Here is a 15,364-nt window from a genome sequence, read left to right as displayed (position 1 = left end):
TCATGGCACGACGCTTCGAGTACAAGGTGGTCCAGCTGCGCGAGGGTCTGATCGGCGGGAAGCTGTCGGACTCCAAGCTGGAGAAGATCCTCAACGGCGAGGCCGCGGACGGCTGGCAGCTCAAGGCCATCACCGGCGCGGACGTCAAGGGCCGGGTCGGACCGGGCGGCGTCGACGGGCTGCTGGTGACCTTCGAACGACCGGTCTGATGGCCCTCCCCCCGTTCCACCTGGCCATCCCGGTGGACGACATCGACGCGGCCCGGCGCTTCTACGGCGAGGTGCTCGGGTTCCCGCGGGGCCGCTCCGCCGAGGCCTGGACGGACTGGGACGTACACGGCCACCAGGTCGTCACGCACCGGGTGGCGCGACACCCCGGCTCGGCGGGCACGAGCGAGGTGGACGGCCACGCCGTCCCGGTCCCGCACTTCGGCGTGGTCCTGCCGGTGCCGGAGTTCGAGGCGCTGGCCGAGCGGGTGCGGGCGGCCGGGATCCGGTTCGTGATCGAGCCGTACGTCCGGTTCGCGGGCGAGCCCGGCGAGCAGCACACGATGTTCTTCCGGGACCCGGCCGGGAACGCGTTGGAGTTCAAGGCCTTCGCCGATCCGTCGCAGCTGTTCGCGGGGTAGGGCGATGGCCGGGGTCGAGGACGTCCACGAGCTCGCGGCCGGGATGCCGCACGTCACGGTGGTGCACGGGTCGAAGGAGAACCCGGTCTACCAGGTGGGCGGGAAGTCGTTCGTGTTCTTCCGGACCCCGCGCCCGGACGCCGTCGACCCGGACACCGGCGAGCGGTACACCGACGTGATCGTGCTCTGGGTCGGCGGCGAGGAGGACAAGCTCGCGCTGCTCGCCCAGCCGCCGTTCTTCACCACCCCGCACTTCGACGGCCACCCGTCGGTGCTGGTCCGGGCCTCGCGGCTGGGCGAGATCAGCCGGGAGGAGCTGGCGGAGGTGGTGCAGGACGCGTGGCTCGCCCGAGCCTCACCCGCCCGCGCCCGGAGGTGGCTGGCGACGCAGCGCCTCGACGATCAGGTCGAGTAGCTCGGCGGGGTCGTTCGTGCTGCCCATGGCCCCGCGGCTGATCGCCTCGGCGTCGTGGGCCGGGTCGGCGGAGGACGAGTACACGACGAACGGGGTCCGCACCCCGGCGCCGCGGAGCCGCTCGAGCAGGTCGTAGCCCGCGGCCGGGTCGTCGGCGCGGGACATGTCGGACACGATCACGTCGAACGGCGCCGAGCGCATGACCGCCTGGACGGCCTGCTCCGTCGAGGTCGCCTGCTCCAGCAGCATGCCGAGCCGGATGAGCGTCTCACGCTCGTGTCCGTTGCGGGCGGGCTGGTCGTCCACCCAGAGCACCCGGGGCGGGCTGGACCGCGCGGTGACGGCGGCGGCGCCCGCCTCGACCCGGGAGCCCGCGGCCAGGGCGTCCAGCGGGGTCGACTTGTCGGCGGCCGCGTTCTGCAGCGCGCCGGCCGCCGCGGCCCGCGCGGCCGTGCTGATCTCGACCCCACCCGCCTTGACCGACACGGTCCCGCTGGTCAGCAGCGTGCCGATCGGCCCGCGGAAGGTCCACACGACGAACGCGACGACGGCGGGCCAGGCCAGCGTGCCCAGCGCCTGCACCACGAGGGTGGCGATCTCCACAACGGATCGTTCGCCGCCGGTGCCCGCGGGGTTACGCTCCGCGCGTGACCGAGCTCGTACACCGCGACACCACTGCAGGCGTCGCGACGATCACCCTGGACTCCCCCGCCAACCGCAACGCCCTGTCGCGGCAGCTGCGCCGCGAGCTGACCGACCATCTCGACGCGGCCATCGCCGACCCCACCGCGCGAGTGATCGTGTTGACCCACACCGGATCCGTCTTCTGCGCGGGCATGGACCTCAAGGAGTCCCGCGGGGCGAGCGCGGACGACCAGGGGGTCACCGAGGTCCCCCGGATCCTCGAGACACTGTGGACCTCGCCGACGCCGGTCGTCGCGAAGCTGCACGGGGCGGCCCGCGCGGGCGGGGTGGGGATGGTCGCGGCGTGCGACATCTCCGTCGCCGCGCAGACGGTCACGTTCGCGTTCACCGAGGTCCGGCTCGGGCTGATCCCCGCGGTGATCTCCGTCCCGGTGCTGCCGCGGCTGAGTCCCCGTGCGGCACAGGAGCTCCTCCTCACCGGCGAGACCTTCGACGCCGCCCGCGCCGCCGAGATCGGGCTGCTGACCCGCGCGGTCGCGGACGTGGACGCCGAGGTGGCCCGGTACGTCGAGATGCTCCGGCTCGGCGCGCCCGCCGCCCTCGCCGGGACCAAGGACCTGCTGCTGCGCGCGCGGCCCGCGTCCATGAGCGAGGACTTCGCCGAGATGAACGCCCTCTCCGCGCGCTACTTCGCGGGCGAGGACGGCCAGGAGGGCATCCGCGCCTTCGCCGAGAAGCGCCCACCCCGCTGGGTCACCGACCTCGCCTGAACCCCCGGCCCCCGCCGCCGGACGGACGTACCCTGAGAGCGTGCAGGCTCCCCCGTCCCCCGAACTGGACCGCGTCCTCGACGTGCTCGCGGGCCGCCCGCTCGTCGCGCTCACCGGGGCGGGCCTGTCCACCGACTCCGGGATCCCGGACTACCGCGGCCCGGACTCGCCGCTGCGCCGCCCGATGACCTACGGCGAGTTCGTCTCCGGGCCCGCCGCGCAGCGCCGGTACTGGGCGCGCAGCCACGTCGGGTGGGCCCGGATGCGCAGGGCCGCACCGAATCCCGGACACCTCGCGCTCACCGAGCTGGAGCGCCGCGGCAGGCTGCGCGGCCTGATCACCCAGAACGTCGACGGTCTCCACGAGGAGGCGGGCAGCCGCGCGCTGATCACCCTGCACGGCCGCATCGCGGACGTGGTCTGCCTGTTCTGCAAGGAGATCACCTCGCGCACGGTGCTCCAGGAGCGCTTCGAGGAGGCCAACCCCGGCTTCGCCGACGCCGTGGGCCCGGAGATCGAGACCGCCCCGGACGGGGACGCGGTGCTGGAGCAGACGGACGGGTTCCGGCTCGTCGCCTGCACCCGCTGCGACGGACCGCTGAAGCCGGACGTGGTGTTCTTCGGCGAGAACGTGCCCAGGGACCGGGTCGCGCGGGCCTACGCGATGGTGGACGCGCTCGTCCCGAGCGGCGGTGCGCTGGTGGTCGCGGGCTCGTCGTTGACGGTGATGTCCGGGCTGCGGTTCGTCAAGCACGCGGCGAAGCACGGGGTGCCGGTGGTGATCGTCAACCGCGGCGAGACCCGCGGCGACCCCCACGCCGTCCTCCGCCTGCACGCGGGCACCTCCGAGGTCCTCTCCGCCCTGGCGGGCGCCACCCCGGAGCCCGCCGAGGACACCCCGATCCCACAGTGGCGCGACCTCGCCCCCTGACCCCGCCCGGGGCACCCACGAGTCCCCCGCCCCCGACGGGTGAGTCGGACGTCCGTGGGCGGACTCACCTTTCCGCGAGGCGGACTCCGCGGGCCTACCGGCGGCGGCGGAGGGCGTCCACCAGCGTGCCCGCCACCCGGTCCGCCAGGCCCGCGACCAGCCAACACAGCGGCAGCAGCACGACGATCGCGAGCGCGACCTGGAGAGGGAAGGCGAGCTGGGTGAGCCACAGCTCCAGCGCGTCCCACCAGTCCGCGATCGCCCTCGTCATGCGTCACACGGTAGCGGCGCCGAGCGCGCGTTAAGTTCACGGGTATGTTCGCCGTGTACGCCGCAGAGCCCAACGCCGACGCTCCGCTCGACTCGCTGACCGTCGGCGAGCGCCCCGAGCCCGAGGTCCCGGACGGCTGGGTGAAGGTCAAGGTGACCGCCGCCAGCCTCAACATGCACGACCTGTGGACGCTGCGGGGGGTCGGCATCAAGCCCGACCAGTTCCCGATGATCCTCGGCTGTGACGGCGCCGGGGTGCTCGAGGACGGCACCGAGGTCGTCCTGCACTCGATCATCGGCGACCCGACGTGGAGCGGGGACGAGACGCTCGACCCGAAACGCACGCTGCTCACCGAGAAGCACCAGGGCGCGTTCGCCGACCACATCGTCGTCCCGGCCCGCAACGCCGTCCCCAAGCCCGCGGGGGTGACCGCGAGCCAGGCCGCCGTCATGGGCACCGCGTGGCTCACCGCCTACCGGATGCTGTTCACCAAGTCCGGGCTGATGCCGGGGCAGACGATGCTCGTCCAGGGAGCCTCCGGAGGGGTGTCCACGGCGCTCGTCCAGCTCGGTCGGGCCGCCGGGATGACCGTCTGGGTGACCGGACGCACCGAGGAGAAGCGCGATCTCGCCGAGAAGCTCGGCGCGCACGCGGTGTTCGAATCGGGCGCCCGGCTGCCCGGCAAGGTCGACGCCGTGTTCGAGTCCGTCGGCGAGGCCACCTGGAAGCACTCGATGCGGGCCCTGCGACCGGGTGGCGTGATCGTCTGCTGCGGGTCCACCTCCGGCCCCAACCCCGGCGCCGACCTGCAGCGACTCTTCTTCCTCCAGCTGAGCGTCATCGGCTCCACGATGGGCACCCGGCAGGAGCTGGCGGACCTGCTGACCTTCGTCGCGAACGCCGGGATCAGCCCCGAGATCGGCCTGGAGCTGCCCCTCGAACGCGCCGAGGAGGGCTTTCGCGCGATGCTCGACGGGGATACAGCGGGCAAGATCGTGTTCACTCACTGACACGGGTAACGTTGCTGTGCGTCCGTTTTCCTCGTTCCTTGAGGCATTCGGGCGGACGAGCAAGTACAGTCGGTCATCGTGCCTGAGCCATACAGTCCCACGGCGCCGGGATTTCGCGGTCGGACCGCGACCGTCCCGGCGCCGCGAGTTCCCGGTCTCGTCGAGTTGCTCGACCGGGTCGAGCGCGCCGTCGCGGCGTCGCTCGTCCCGGCGACCTCGGCACAGGGTGTCAGCCGAGACGGCTGGCGCGTCCTGCTGATGCTCGCCCGCGGCGGTGGCCGCAGCATGGGTGAGATCGCCTCCCACACCGCGCTCCCCGCCCCCACCGCCACCCGCGTCGTCGACCGGCTGGTGTCGGACGGCCACGCCTACCGGCAGAACGACCCCGTGGACCGAAGACGGGTGCTGGTGCATCTCGCCGCGGGCGGTCGTGAGGTCGTCGAGCGCGTGTGCGGGAGCATCGAACGCCGGGTCGGCGCCGCCCTCGGTGCCCGCCGGACCCCCGAACGCGTCCAGCTCGCCCAGCTCCTCGAAGACCTGGCCACCCCGGCCGACGACGACCTCTAGCTCCCCGGTCTCCCCCAGAGCCCCACTCCCCGGCTCCCCGGTTCACCAGCGAGCCGCACCTACTTCTTCGGCTTCTCCGCACTCGAGTCCGTCGACAGCGCCGCGACGAAGGCCTCCTGCGGAACCTCGACCCGACCGATCGTCTTCATCCGCTTCTTGCCCTCCTTCTGCTTCTCCAGCAGCTTGCGCTTGCGGCTGATGTCACCGCCGTAGCACTTCGCGAGCACGTCCTTGCGGATCGCTCGGATGGTCTCGCGCGCGATGATGCGCGACCCGACCGCGGCCTGGATCGGCACCTCGAACTGCTGCCGCGGGATCAGCTCGCGCAGCTTGGCGGCCATGGTCGTGCCGTAGCCGTACGCCGAGTCCTTGTGCACGATGGCCGAGAACGCGTCCACCGGCTCGCCCTGCAGCAGGATGTCCACCTTGACCAGGTCGGACTGCTGCTCGCCCGCCTCCTCGTAGTCCAGCGAGGCGTAGCCGCGGGTGCGGGACTTCAGCGCGTCGAAGAAGTCGAAGATGATCTCCGCGAGCGGCATGGTGTAGCGCAGCTCCACGCGGGTCTCGGACAGGTAGTCCATCCCGCCGAGCTGCCCGCGCCGGGACTGGCAGAGCTCCATGATCGCGCCGATGAACTCCGACGGCGCCAGGATCGTCACCTTGACGATGGGCTCGTGGATCTCGGCGACCTTGCCCGTGGGCCAGTCCGACGGGTTGGTGACGGTCAGCTCGGTGCCGTCGTCGGTGCGCACGCGGTAGACGACGTTCGGCGCGGTGGAGATGAGGTCCAGGTCGTACTCGCGCTCGAGCCGGTCCCGGGTGATCTCCAGGTGCAACAGCCCGAGGAAGCCGCAGCGGAAGCCGAAGCCCAGCGCCGCGGAGGTCTCCGGCTCGTAGGTCAGCGCGGCGTCGTTGAGCTGCAGCTTGTCCAGCGCCTCGCGCAGGTCCGGGTACTGCGAGCCGTCCACCGGGTAGAGCCCGGAGTAGACCATCGGCCGGGGCTCGCGGTAGCCGGTCAGCGGGGTGGTGGCGCCGTGCCGCTGGGACGTGACGGTGTCGCCGACCTTGGACTGCCGGACGTCCTTCACCCCGGTGATCAGGTAGCCGACCTCGCCGACCCCCAGGCCCACGCTGGGCTTGGGGTCCGGCGAGACGATGCCGACCTCGAGCAGCTCGTGCGTGGTGCCGGTGGACATCATCTTGATCCGCTCGCGCGGGGTGATCTTGCCGTCCACCACCCGGATGTAGGTGACGACGCCGCGGTAGGTGTCGTAGACGGAGTCGAAGATCATCGCGCGGGCCGGGGCGTCCGGGTCGCCGACGGGGGCGGGGATCTGCTTGACCGCCTCGTCCAGCAGCGCCTCGACGCCCGTACCGGTCTTCGCGCTGACCCGCAGCACGTCCTCCGGCTCGCAGCCGATGATGTGCGCGATCTCCGCCGCGTACCGGTCCGGGTCCGCCGCGGGCAGGTCGATCTTGTTGAGGACCGGGATGATCGTGAGGTCCTTGTCCAGCGCCAGGTAGAGGTTCGCCAGCGTCTGCGCCTCGATCCCCTGCGCGGCGTCGACCAGCAGGATCGCGCCCTCGCAGGCCTCCAGCGCCCGGGAGACCTCGTAGGTGAAGTCGACGTGCCCGGGGGTGTCGATGAGGTGCAGCACGTGCTCCTCGCCGCCGACGGTCCACGGCAGCCGGACGTTCTGCGCCTTGATCGTGATGCCGCGCTCGCGCTCGATGTCCATCCGGTCGAGGTACTGCGCGCGCATGTCCCGTGCCTCGACGACCCCGGTGATCTGCAGCATCCGGTCGGCCAGCGTCGACTTGCCGTGGTCGATGTGGGCGATGATGCAGAAGTTCCGGATGCGCTCCGGCGGGGTGAAGGTGCGGTCGGCGTAGCTCGTCACTCAGGAGTCCATTCCGGTACGGGGATCCTTTCCATCGTCCCACGTGGGGTGTATCGCCCGTGCAGGTGCGGTGTGTGTGAGGCGGACCACCGCGGGGTACAGAGCGCCATGGACTCCGTGAGCTCCGGCACGCCCGCCTCCCCCCGCTCCGAGGCACACGCCGCGGCACCCACCGGCCCCGGTCCCGATCCGGCGGCGGACCCGGCGACCCACGAGCTGCCGCGAGACGAGCAGCGCACGCAGCAGCTGCCCGTGCAGGGCGACGTCCCGCGCACCGGCGAGCCCGGGTCCTGGGTGGGGAGCCCGGTCCACGGTCGCGGCGGCGGCACGCTCGGCACCCTGTCCGAGGTGGTCGACGGGCCGGACGGCAGCCCGTGGGGTGTGGTCCGCAAGCGGCTCGGCGGCACGCGGCTCGTGCCCCTGGCAGGCGCCGTCCCCGGCGACGGCGGCGTGACCGTCCCGATCGACCGGCGCACCCTGCGCTCGGCCCCCGGCCGCACCGAACCGGACGCCGAGCTCGCGCACCACTACACCTCCCGCGGAGCGCTGAGCGCCGCGCAGGAGTACCAGCACGAACGCTTCGGTGGGCTCAAGATCGGGTCCGCGTTCTTCGGCTGGCTGGTCGCGGTCGGCCTGACGGTGCTGCTCGCCGCGCTGGCCACCCTCGTCGTCCGGCTGGCGGGGATCACCCCGGACCTCGGCGGCGCCCCGGGCCAGGACCCGCGGATGCTGGGCCTGACCGGCGGCATCGTGGCCATCGCCGTGATGCTGGTGGCGTACGCGGCGGGCGGGTACGTCGCGGGCAGACTCGCCCGGTTCGACGGCGCGCGCAACGGCTTCGCCGTCTGGGCCATGGGGCTCGTCGTCACCGCCGCGGTCACCATCGCCACGGCGGTCACCGGCAGCACGGACTCGATCTTCGCGGCCCTGCGGGTGCCCGGGATCGCGTTGTCCGACACCGCCTTCAGCTGGACCGGCGTGCTGTCGCTGCTGATCGTCGCCGTCGTGGCGCTGGTCGGGGCGATCGCCGGGGGCAAGGCGGGCGAGCGCTACCACCGCCGCGTCGACCGGGCGGCCGAACAGGCGATCTGAGCCGACCCCGTTCCGCACGAACGGCACTCTTGTGCGCTAGGTCCGCACGAGAGTGCCGTTCGTGTCAAACGGTGCCGTCCCACTCGTCCAGTGGGGCGGGGTGCCAGCGCCACGTCTCGAGCCGGGGGCGATCGCCCAGCGCCGCCCGGCCGTTGGCCCACCGCAGGGTGGGCCAGGAGCGCTGGTCGTGCGGCGCCCAGGGGAACAGCCTGCGCAGGACGTGGTGCGCGAGGGAGACGTCCGGTTCGAAGGCGAGGCCGAGACCGCGTGCGGCGTCGTCGGTGTGGATCAGCAGCTCGTCGCAGGCCATCGCCGCGAACCCGGACGGGTCCGGCGACCCCGCGGGATGGAAGCCGCGGGTGTGCTCGTCGCAGGCGTCGATCGTGGCGGCCAGGACGGTCGCCCCGGAGCGAACGACGCCGAGCAGCGCCTGCGGTGGCCGGTCCGCGCGGACCTTCACCTCCAGCGCGTCGTTCAGGGTCCGGCCGCCGACGAGGTCCGCGGCGTAGAAGTGCAGGCTCTCGGCCATGTGCGCGACGACCTCGGACACCGTCCACTCCAGACTCCCGGCTCGCACCGACCAGTCCCGCCCGGCCGCGCCCGCGAGGAGCCCGGTGCAGGCGGCGGCCGCGGAACGCACGTCGTCGCTTCGCATCCGGACACGGTAGGAGCCCGAGACCCTCAGCGCACGCTCTCGCCGGTCGCCTCGTCGACGGCACCCCGCCGGACCCGGGGGTCGGGCCGCGGTTCCAGCGGTGCGGGGACCCCGGCGTCCCCCGGCCCCTCCCGCAACCACAGGGTGACGGCCTCGTGCGGCGCGATCCGCTCGCCCGCCGCGGGCTTCTGCTCGGTGACGACGTGGGCGGCCGAGTCCGGCCGGAGCCGCCTGCGCAGCTCCGGATCGGCGGCCAGCGGGTGCAGCCGGTGCTCGGCGAGCCGGGCGCGGGCCTCCCGCCACGTCATCCCGACGACGTCCGGCACCTCCACCAACGCCCCCGTGGCGACCCGGGCCATCTCGTCCACGGCCTCCGCGAGCACGGGTTCCACGGCGGGCTCCTCGTCCAGGTCTCGCCACTTCTCCCACGCGGACTGCCTGCTGACGCCGAGCCGGGTCGCGATCTCCGCCCACGACCGCCGCGCCCGCCGCGCGTCCCGGACCGCCTCCAGCTCCTCGCGGTCCAGCTCGCGGCGCAGCGAGCCGATGTCCGACAGCGCCTCGAGGGCCGCCTCGCCCGTGCGGCCGCGCCGAACCACCCGTTCCCAGGCCGCTCGCCAGTCCATGACTGTCAGGTTAGCCTGACACGCTTCCGGTGGCCAGGTCCGCGCATCGGGGGAAGCATCGGGTCGACCGCGACCATCTGGAGGGCCCATGTCCGTCACCCCACTGCCCACACCCGACCGCGCCGAGGCCGCCCGCGCCGTGCTCGCCGCGAAGAAGCGCCTGGGACTGCGCTGGGCGAAGATCGCCGAGACCGTCGGGAGGTCGGTGGAGTGGTCCACCTCCGCCCTGCTCGGCCAGCAGCCGCTCAGCCGGGAACAGGCCGAGGCCGTCGGCACGCTGCTGGACCTCACCGCCGACGTCGTCGACGCCCTGACGCTGCCCCCGGTGCGCGGCGCCGCAGCCGTCGACACCACGGACCCGCTGGTCTACCGCCTGACCGAGGTCGTCCAGGTCTACGGCGCCACCATCTCCGAGCTGGTGCGCGAGGAGTTCGGCGACGGCATCGTCAGCGCCATCGACTTCGAGATGGACCTCGAGCGCGTGCCGGACCCGAAGGGCGACCGCGTCCGGATCACGCTGAACGGGAAGTTCCTGCCCTACCGCGTGTGGTGAGCCCGGTCGTCCGCGGTGGGCGAAAACGCGTAGCCGATGAGTTCCGGGGGCGGATAGCGTCTGTCCCTACATGCGAGATCCGCGTGTAGACCCATCGCTTGGAGTTCCGGCATGACCGCGCACGACGCGCCTCCCACCCCGGCGGTCACCACCCGCGCCGCCTCGACGGTGATCTGGCTGCTGGTCGGCTCGGCGTTCGTGATGATCCTCAACGAGACCATCATGAGCGTGGCGCTTCCCGTGCTGGTGGTCGACCTCGATGTCCCCGTGGGCACGGCCCAGTGGCTGACCAGCGGGTTCCTGCTCACGATGTCGGTGATCATCCCGATCACCGGCTTCCTGCTGCAGCGGCTGACCCCGCGCACCGTCTACCTCATGTCGATGACGCTGTTCAGCCTCGGCACCCTGATCTCGGCGGTCTCGCCGGGCTTCGGGCTGCTGCTGGTCGGCCGGATCGTGCAGGCGCTCGGCACCGCGGTCATGATCCCGCTGCTGATGACGTCGGTGATCCGGCTCGTGCCCGCGGACCAGCGCGGCGCGAAGATGGGCATGATCAGCCTGGTCATCGCGGTGGCCCCGGCCATCGGGCCCACCATCTCCGGCGTCATCCTGTCGTTCCTGAGCTGGCGCTGGATGTTCCTGTGCGTGCTACCGATCGCGCTGATCGCCCTCGCGGCCGGCGCGGTGTTCCTCAAGCTGGACGGCGAGACCCGCGCCATCCGGCTGGACTGGCTGTCGGTGGTCCTGTCCGCGCTCGCCTTCGGCGGCCTCGTCTTCGGCCTGTCGACGATCGGTGAGGCGGCCCGCGGCGAGGCGGCGGTGCCGCCGTGGCTGCCGATCGTCGTCGGGGTCGCCGCGATGGCACTGTTCGTGCTCCGCCAGCTGCGGCTGCAGCGGACCGGCAACCCGCTGCTGGACATGCGGCCCTTCACCCACCGGGTGTTCTCGGTGGCGCTGGGCCTGTCGGTCCTCGGCATGATGTCGCTGTTCGGCGTGTTGATCCTGCTGCCGCTGTTCATGCAGGACGTGCTGAAGGTGTCGGCGTTCGTCACCGGGATCGCGGTGCTGCCGGGCGGGCTGGTGATGGGTCTGTTGGGCCCGTTCGTCGGCAAGCTCTACGACCGGGTCGGCGCGCGGCCGCTCGTGCTGCCCGGCGTCGCGGTGCTGGCGCTGGCGCTGTGGGGCTTCGCCCTCGTCGTCGGTGAGGGCACGCCGGTGCTCGTCCTGGTCGGGCTGCACATCGTGCTGGTCATGGGCCTGTCGTTCATGCTCACCCCGTTGATGACGGACGCGCTGGGCAGCCTGCCCGGCGAGATCGACTCGCACGGCAGCGCCATCCTGGCCACGCTCCAGCAGGTCGCGGGGGCGGCGGGCACGGCGCTGTTCGTCACGCTGATGGTGCTGTTCGCCTCCACCCCGGACGTGGCCGCGGACGCCACCGGGACCCACGCCGCGTTCCTCTGCGCGGCGATCATCGGCACGATCGCGATCCCCTTCTCCCTGCTCGTGGGCGGGAAGAAGAAGGAGTCGGTCTCGGCCTGAGCCGGAGCCCCACCCCCCGACCTGCACGAACGGCACTCTTGTGCGGTAGGTCCGCACAAGAGTGCCGTTCGTGCGTTTCAGGCGAGGCGGGTCATGTCCACCGTGACGTCGAGGGCCTCGGCGCTGCCGCCGGAGTAGATGCCCTTGAGCGGGCTCACGTCCGCGTAGTCGCGGCCGACCGCGACCCACACGTGCCGGGCGCCGATCGGGATGCCGTTGGTCGGGTCGAAGCCCCACCAGGCGCCGGTGCGGGCCTCGATCCAGGCGTGGGACTGGCCGGAGACGGTGTCGCCGACCTTCACGTCCTTCTTCGGCAACAGGTACCCGGACACGTACCGGGCCGGGATCCCCATCTCGCGCAACAGGACCAGGGTCAGGTGTGCGTAGTCCTGACAGACGCCCTTGCCCGCGGCCCAGGCGTCCTTCGCGCTGGTGTGCACGCCGGTCGTCCCGGACTGGTAGGTCATCGTGTCCTTGACCCACTCGCAGGCGGCGAGGACGGCGTCGGCGGGCTCCTGGCCCTTCTTGAGCTGCGTGGCGATCCTGGCCAGCTCGGGGTCACGGCTGACGTAGTCGGTGAACTCGAGCATCTCGGTGTAGCGGTCCCGGATGGGCTCCGACGCCAGCTGCTCCCAGTCCGTCTCCCGCAGCGGTTCGCTGTCGTCCCCGGTCTCGACGACCGACGTCCCCGTGACCAGCAGCTCCGTGTGCGGGGCGTGCAGGTCGAACGCGGTGACCTGGGTGCCCCAGTAGTCCTCGTAGCGGTACGACCGCGTGGCGGGCACCGTCTCCACCCGGCTGACGATCACGTTCTGGTGCTGGTCGCTGCGCGGGGTCAGCCGCACCTCGTTGTAGGTCTCCAGGACCGGGGAGCTGTACTTGAAGCCCGTCTCGTGGACGACCCTGATGCGCCAGCCCATCTCAGACCACCTCCGGTGCGGTCCACGCGACCCAGGGGGCGGCGTGGAAGAACTGCAACGAGACGGCCTCGCCGACCTCACGGATGCACTCCTGCAGGCCCTCGAGCTGGGACGGCAGGTCGTCCAGGAGCTCCTCCGGGCGGAGGAACTCCAGCTCGCTGCGGGCCCGGCCGAGCAGGCGCAGCGCCTCGGCCTTCGCCCCGACGCGGGCGGTGGGCCGGTTGTCCAGCTGCTGCAGGCACGTCTCCGCCTCGCGCAGCGCGTGGAACACCGACCGCGGGAACAGCCGGTCCATCAGCATGAACTGCACGACCCGCACCGCGTCGACGGCGCCGCGGTAGGTCCGCAGGTACGTGTCCTGCGCGCCCGCCGAGCGCAGCACGGACAGCCAGCCGGGCGAGCTCATCCGATCCGTCGCCCGGCTCATCAGCAGCCGCACCACCATGTCGACGCGCTCGACGCTCTGCCCGAGCAGGTAGAACCGCCAGGAGTCGTCCCGGCTCATCGTCGACGCCGCGAACCCCGAGAACATCGCCGCGCGGTCCTCGATGTAGCTGAAGAAGGCGTGCGGGCCCACCCAGCGGGCGTAGCGCTGGCGCTCCGGCACCGCGTTCCACGTGGCGTTGAGGCACTCGAACATCTCGCTGGAGACGACCTCGCGGGCGCCGCGGGCGTTCTCCCGCGCGCTGGTGATCGAGGAGACGATCGAGCCCGCGGTGTCCGCCGAGTAGCCCAGCAGCTCGGTGAGGGAGAAGGCGTCCAGGTGCTCGTCCGTGCCGGGGTCGACGCCCATCACGCCGAGCAGCCTGCGTGCGGCCAGGTCGACGTCGATGGTGGCGTCCTCGAGCAGCTGGTGCACCGAGACGTCCAGGATCCGAGCGGTGTCGTCCGCCCGCTCCACGTAGCGGCCGATCCAGTAGAGGGACTCGGCGTTCCGGGCCAGCATCAGGCGTCCCTCCCCTGCTGTTGCTGTTGCTGTTGCTGGTCGAGGGTGAGCTCCCGGCCCTGCTCGGCGGCCGGGCGGCTGTCGGGCGCCTTGCTCGCGATGCCCCGCTCCCCCAGCTCGCGCTCGGCCTCGGGGGCGCGGCTCGCGGCGAGCACCCAGGTGTCCTTGGACCCGCCGCCCTGGCTGGAGTTCACCACGAGCGAGCCCTTCGGCAGCGCCACCCGGGTCAGGCCGCCGGGCAGCACGAAGACGTCCTCGCCGTCGTTCACCGCGAAGGGCCGCAGGTCGACGTGGCGGGGCACCAGCCGGTCGTCCACCTTGGTCGGGACGGTGGACAGCTGCACGACGGGCTGGGCGATCCACCCGCGCGGGTCGTCCCGGATCGCCTTGCGCTGTTTCTGCAGCTCCTTGGGGCTCGCGTTCGGTCCGAACAGGATCCCGTAGCCCCCGGACCCCTCCACCGGCTTGATGACGAGCTGGTCGAGCGAGTCGAGGACCTCCTCGCGCTCGCCGTCCAGCCAGCAGCGCAGGGTGGTGACGTTCGGGATGATCGGCCGCTCGTCCAGGTAGTACTTGATCATCTGCGGGACGTAGGTGTAGACGAGCTTGTCGTCCCCCACCCCGTTGCCCACCGCGTTGGCGATCACCACGTTGCCCGCGCGCGCCGCGTTCATGATCCCGGCGACCCCGAGCACGCTGGTGGGCTTGAACTGCAGGGGGTCCAGGAAGTCGTCGTCGATCCGGCGGTAGACGACGTCCACGCGCTGCTCGCCCTCGGTCGTGCGCATGTAGACGACGTTGTCCCGGCAGAACAGGTCCCGGCCCTCGACCAGCTCCACACCCATCTGCCGGGCGAGCAGCGAGTGCTCGAAGTACGCGGAGTTGTAGACGCCGGGGGTCAGCACGACGACGTTCGGGTCGGCGACGTTCGGCGCGGCGGCGGCGCGCAGCGCGTGCAGCAGGTGGGTGGAGTAGTCCCCGACCTGACGGACCCGCTGGCGGGTGAACAGGTCCGGGAACACGCGTGCCATCGTGCGGCGGTTCTCCATCACGTAGGACACGCCGGAGGGGTTGCGGAGGTTGTCCTCCAGCACCCGGAACGTGCCCTCCTGGTCCCGGACCAGGTCGATGCCCGCGACGTGGATGCGCACGCCGTTCGGCGGGTTGAGCAGGTGGGCGGAGCGCTTGAAGTGCTCGCAGCTCGTGATCAGCCTGCGCGGGAGCACGCCGTCCCGGACGATCTGGGCGTCGTTGTAGACGTCCGCGAGGAAGGCCTCCAGGGCCTTGACCCGCTGCACGATCCCGCGCTGCAGCCGGGACCACTCGCTGGCGCTGATCACCCGCGGCACGATGTCCAGCGGGAACGGGCGCTCCTTGCCGGACAGGCTGAACGTGATGCCCTGGTCCATGTAGGCCCGGTCCAGGGCCTCGCTGCGGGCGCTGAGGTCGGCGGCGGCGGTGGGGGCGATCGCGTCGTGCAGCTGCCGGTACGGGGCGCGGACGCTGCCGTCGGCGTTGAACATCTCGTCGAACGCGTCCGGGTTGGGTCGGTCGGGTTCGAGATAGCCGTCGAACAGGGCCGACCCCGACTCGTGGCCGTTGGTCTCGGGGTCCGCCCCCGTGCGTGCTGGTCTGCGGTCCACTGCTCGGCTCACCGGGTCATCTTGACCGTTCGTCGCGGTGCGAGCCAGACGGAGCCGTGCTACGTCCGGGTTAACGGGCCGACCGGTGTGATCCGCGGTCGCGGTGATCACGCCCCGGGCCCCTGGTGTGCGACGATGGCCGCTCGCGCCCCGCGCGACACCCCCCTGTCGGGGCCCTGCGGAGGCGTCCGTGGCGGGGGCGTAGCATGTCCCGTCGAGTGCTCGGCGTGCTCGCTCGCGTGGGTGGGG

The 15,364-nt window shown here is 72.1% G+C and carries 18 protein-coding genes; 10 read left to right on the top strand and 8 right to left on the bottom strand.

Annotated elements, in window-relative coordinates; genetic code table 11:
* Positions 1–2 precede the first annotated feature (2 nt).
* Genes ABD993_RS35935 through ABD993_RS35925 form a run of 3 tightly spaced genes read left to right on the top strand, consistent with a single transcriptional unit; the run spans position 3 to position 1,043 of the window.
* Positions 3–209 (top strand): DUF4177 domain-containing protein, encoded by a 207-nt coding sequence (locus tag ABD993_RS35935; RefSeq protein ID WP_345428761.1) that lies wholly within the window; start codon positions 3–5, stop codon positions 207–209.
* Complete coding sequence (locus tag ABD993_RS35930) at positions 209–628, top strand: VOC family protein (RefSeq protein ID WP_345428759.1); 420 nt, start codon at positions 209–211, stop codon at positions 626–628. The genes ABD993_RS35935 and ABD993_RS35930 overlap by 1 nt, the downstream gene beginning before the upstream one ends.
* 4 nt (positions 629–632) lie before the next feature.
* Positions 633–1,043: an MmcQ/YjbR family DNA-binding protein gene (locus tag ABD993_RS35925; protein WP_345428757.1), complete on the top strand. Its 411-nt coding sequence runs from the start codon at positions 633–635 to the stop codon at positions 1,041–1,043.
* Here ABD993_RS35925 and ABD993_RS35920 read toward each other — a convergent pair.
* Positions 984–1,646: a response regulator gene (locus ABD993_RS35920; protein ID WP_345428755.1), complete on the bottom strand. Its 663-nt coding sequence runs from the start codon at positions 1,644–1,646 to the stop codon at positions 984–986. The two genes, ABD993_RS35925 and ABD993_RS35920, sit on opposite strands and share 60 nt — an antisense overlap.
* Positions 1,647–1,690: 44 nt before the next feature.
* On the opposite strand from ABD993_RS35920, the gene ABD993_RS35915 reads away from it, so the two are divergent.
* Both ABD993_RS35915 and ABD993_RS35910 read left to right on the top strand, forming a co-directional pair.
* Positions 1,691–2,458: an enoyl-CoA hydratase-related protein gene (locus tag ABD993_RS35915; RefSeq protein WP_345428753.1), complete on the top strand. Its 768-nt coding sequence runs from the start codon at positions 1,691–1,693 to the stop codon at positions 2,456–2,458.
* A 40-nt stretch (positions 2,459–2,498) separates the two neighbouring features.
* The gene (locus ABD993_RS35910) at positions 2,499–3,389 is read left to right on the top strand and encodes a Sir2 family NAD-dependent protein deacetylase (RefSeq protein WP_345428751.1); all 891 of its coding nucleotides are present in this window, start codon (positions 2,499–2,501) and stop codon (positions 3,387–3,389) included.
* A 94-nt stretch (positions 3,390–3,483) separates the two neighbouring features.
* Here the strand turns inward: ABD993_RS35910 and ABD993_RS35905 are convergent, their stop codons facing one another.
* On the bottom strand, positions 3,484–3,660 hold the full coding sequence (locus ABD993_RS35905; RefSeq protein ID WP_345428749.1) for a hypothetical protein: 177 nt from the start codon (positions 3,658–3,660) through the stop codon (positions 3,484–3,486).
* Positions 3,661–3,704: 44 nt separating this feature from the next.
* Between ABD993_RS35905 and ABD993_RS35900 the strand changes: the two genes are divergently transcribed.
* Both ABD993_RS35900 and ABD993_RS35895 read left to right on the top strand, forming a co-directional pair.
* Positions 3,705–4,670, top strand: coding sequence for a zinc-binding dehydrogenase (locus ABD993_RS35900; protein ID WP_345428747.1), 966 nt, complete (start codon positions 3,705–3,707; stop codon positions 4,668–4,670).
* Between the two features lie 78 nt (positions 4,671–4,748).
* On the top strand, positions 4,749–5,237 hold the full coding sequence (locus tag ABD993_RS35895) for a MarR family winged helix-turn-helix transcriptional regulator (protein ID WP_345428745.1): 489 nt from the start codon (positions 4,749–4,751) through the stop codon (positions 5,235–5,237).
* 59 nt (positions 5,238–5,296) lie between these two features.
* Here ABD993_RS35895 and lepA read toward each other — a convergent pair whose 3' ends face one another.
* Entirely contained in the window at positions 5,297–7,138 is a 1,842-nt protein-coding gene (gene lepA, locus ABD993_RS35890; RefSeq protein ID WP_345428743.1) for a translation elongation factor 4, read from the bottom strand.
* A 117-nt stretch (positions 7,139–7,255) separates the two neighbouring features.
* On the opposite strand from lepA, the gene ABD993_RS35885 reads away from it, so the two are divergent.
* Entirely contained in the window at positions 7,256–8,230 is a 975-nt protein-coding gene (locus ABD993_RS35885) for a hypothetical protein (protein ID WP_345428741.1), read from the top strand.
* A gap of 64 nt (positions 8,231–8,294) precedes the next feature.
* Here ABD993_RS35885 and ABD993_RS35880 read toward each other — a convergent pair whose 3' ends face one another.
* Together ABD993_RS35880 and ABD993_RS35875 are read right to left on the bottom strand one after the other, a co-directional pair.
* Positions 8,295–8,885: a maleylpyruvate isomerase family mycothiol-dependent enzyme gene (locus ABD993_RS35880; RefSeq protein WP_345428739.1), complete on the bottom strand. Its 591-nt coding sequence runs from the start codon at positions 8,883–8,885 to the stop codon at positions 8,295–8,297.
* 26 nt (positions 8,886–8,911) lie between these two features.
* Positions 8,912–9,511: a PASTA domain-containing protein gene (locus ABD993_RS35875; protein ID WP_345428737.1), complete on the bottom strand. Its 600-nt coding sequence runs from the start codon at positions 9,509–9,511 to the stop codon at positions 8,912–8,914.
* Positions 9,512–9,599: 88 nt separating this feature from the next.
* On the opposite strand from ABD993_RS35875, the gene cynS reads away from it, so the two are divergent.
* Both cynS and ABD993_RS35865 read left to right on the top strand, forming a co-directional pair.
* Positions 9,600–10,064, top strand: coding sequence for a cyanase (cynS, locus tag ABD993_RS35870; protein WP_345428735.1), 465 nt, complete (start codon positions 9,600–9,602; stop codon positions 10,062–10,064).
* A gap of 111 nt (positions 10,065–10,175) precedes the next feature.
* Positions 10,176–11,606, top strand: a complete 1,431-nt coding sequence (locus ABD993_RS35865) for a DHA2 family efflux MFS transporter permease subunit (protein ID WP_345428733.1) — start codon at positions 10,176–10,178, stop codon at positions 11,604–11,606.
* Between the two features lie 77 nt (positions 11,607–11,683).
* Here the strand turns inward: ABD993_RS35865 and ABD993_RS35860 are convergent, their stop codons facing one another.
* The 3 genes from ABD993_RS35860 to ABD993_RS35850 are packed head-to-tail and all read right to left on the bottom strand — an operon-like array spanning position 11,684 to position 15,127.
* Positions 11,684–12,526, bottom strand: coding sequence for a transglutaminase family protein (locus ABD993_RS35860; protein ID WP_345428731.1), 843 nt, complete (start codon positions 12,524–12,526; stop codon positions 11,684–11,686).
* Position 12,527: 1 nt separating this feature from the next.
* On the bottom strand, positions 12,528–13,472 hold the full coding sequence (locus ABD993_RS35855; protein WP_345428729.1) for an alpha-E domain-containing protein: 945 nt from the start codon (positions 13,470–13,472) through the stop codon (positions 12,528–12,530).
* Complete coding sequence (locus ABD993_RS35850) at positions 13,472–15,127, bottom strand: circularly permuted type 2 ATP-grasp protein (RefSeq protein WP_425569244.1); 1,656 nt, start codon at positions 15,125–15,127, stop codon at positions 13,472–13,474. The genes ABD993_RS35855 and ABD993_RS35850 overlap by 1 nt, the downstream gene beginning before the upstream one ends.
* Positions 15,128–15,364: the final 237 nt, after the last annotated feature.

Origin of the sequence: Pseudonocardia xishanensis (assembly GCF_039541715.1) — a bacterium.
Classification (GTDB): Bacteria; Actinomycetota; Actinomycetes; order Mycobacteriales; family Pseudonocardiaceae; genus Pseudonocardia; species Pseudonocardia xishanensis.
This window is presented reverse-complemented; position numbering and strand designations above follow the sequence as displayed.

Coding starts and splice junctions, on each gene's coding strand:
- ABD993_RS35935 (WP_345428761.1), top strand. CDS start 3: ATGGCACGACGCTTCGAGTACAAGGTGGTCCAGCTGCGCGAGGGTCTG.
- ABD993_RS35930 (WP_345428759.1), top strand. CDS start 209: ATGGCCCTCCCCCCGTTCCACCTGGCCATCCCGGTGGACGACATCGAC.
- ABD993_RS35925 (WP_345428757.1), top strand. CDS start 633: ATGGCCGGGGTCGAGGACGTCCACGAGCTCGCGGCCGGGATGCCGCAC.
- ABD993_RS35905 (WP_345428749.1), bottom strand. CDS start 3,660: ATGACGAGGGCGATCGCGGACTGGTGGGACGCGCTGGAGCTGTGGCTC.
- ABD993_RS35900 (WP_345428747.1), top strand. CDS start 3,705: ATGTTCGCCGTGTACGCCGCAGAGCCCAACGCCGACGCTCCGCTCGAC.
- ABD993_RS35880 (WP_345428739.1), bottom strand. CDS start 8,885: ATGCGAAGCGACGACGTGCGTTCCGCGGCCGCCGCCTGCACCGGGCTC.
- ABD993_RS35875 (WP_345428737.1), bottom strand. CDS start 9,511: ATGGACTGGCGAGCGGCCTGGGAACGGGTGGTTCGGCGCGGCCGCACG.
- cynS (WP_345428735.1), top strand. CDS start 9,600: ATGTCCGTCACCCCACTGCCCACACCCGACCGCGCCGAGGCCGCCCGC.
- ABD993_RS35865 (WP_345428733.1), top strand. CDS start 10,176: ATGACCGCGCACGACGCGCCTCCCACCCCGGCGGTCACCACCCGCGCC.
- ABD993_RS35860 (WP_345428731.1), bottom strand. CDS start 12,526: ATGGGCTGGCGCATCAGGGTCGTCCACGAGACGGGCTTCAAGTACAGC.
- ABD993_RS35855 (WP_345428729.1), bottom strand. CDS start 13,472: ATGCTGGCCCGGAACGCCGAGTCCCTCTACTGGATCGGCCGCTACGTG.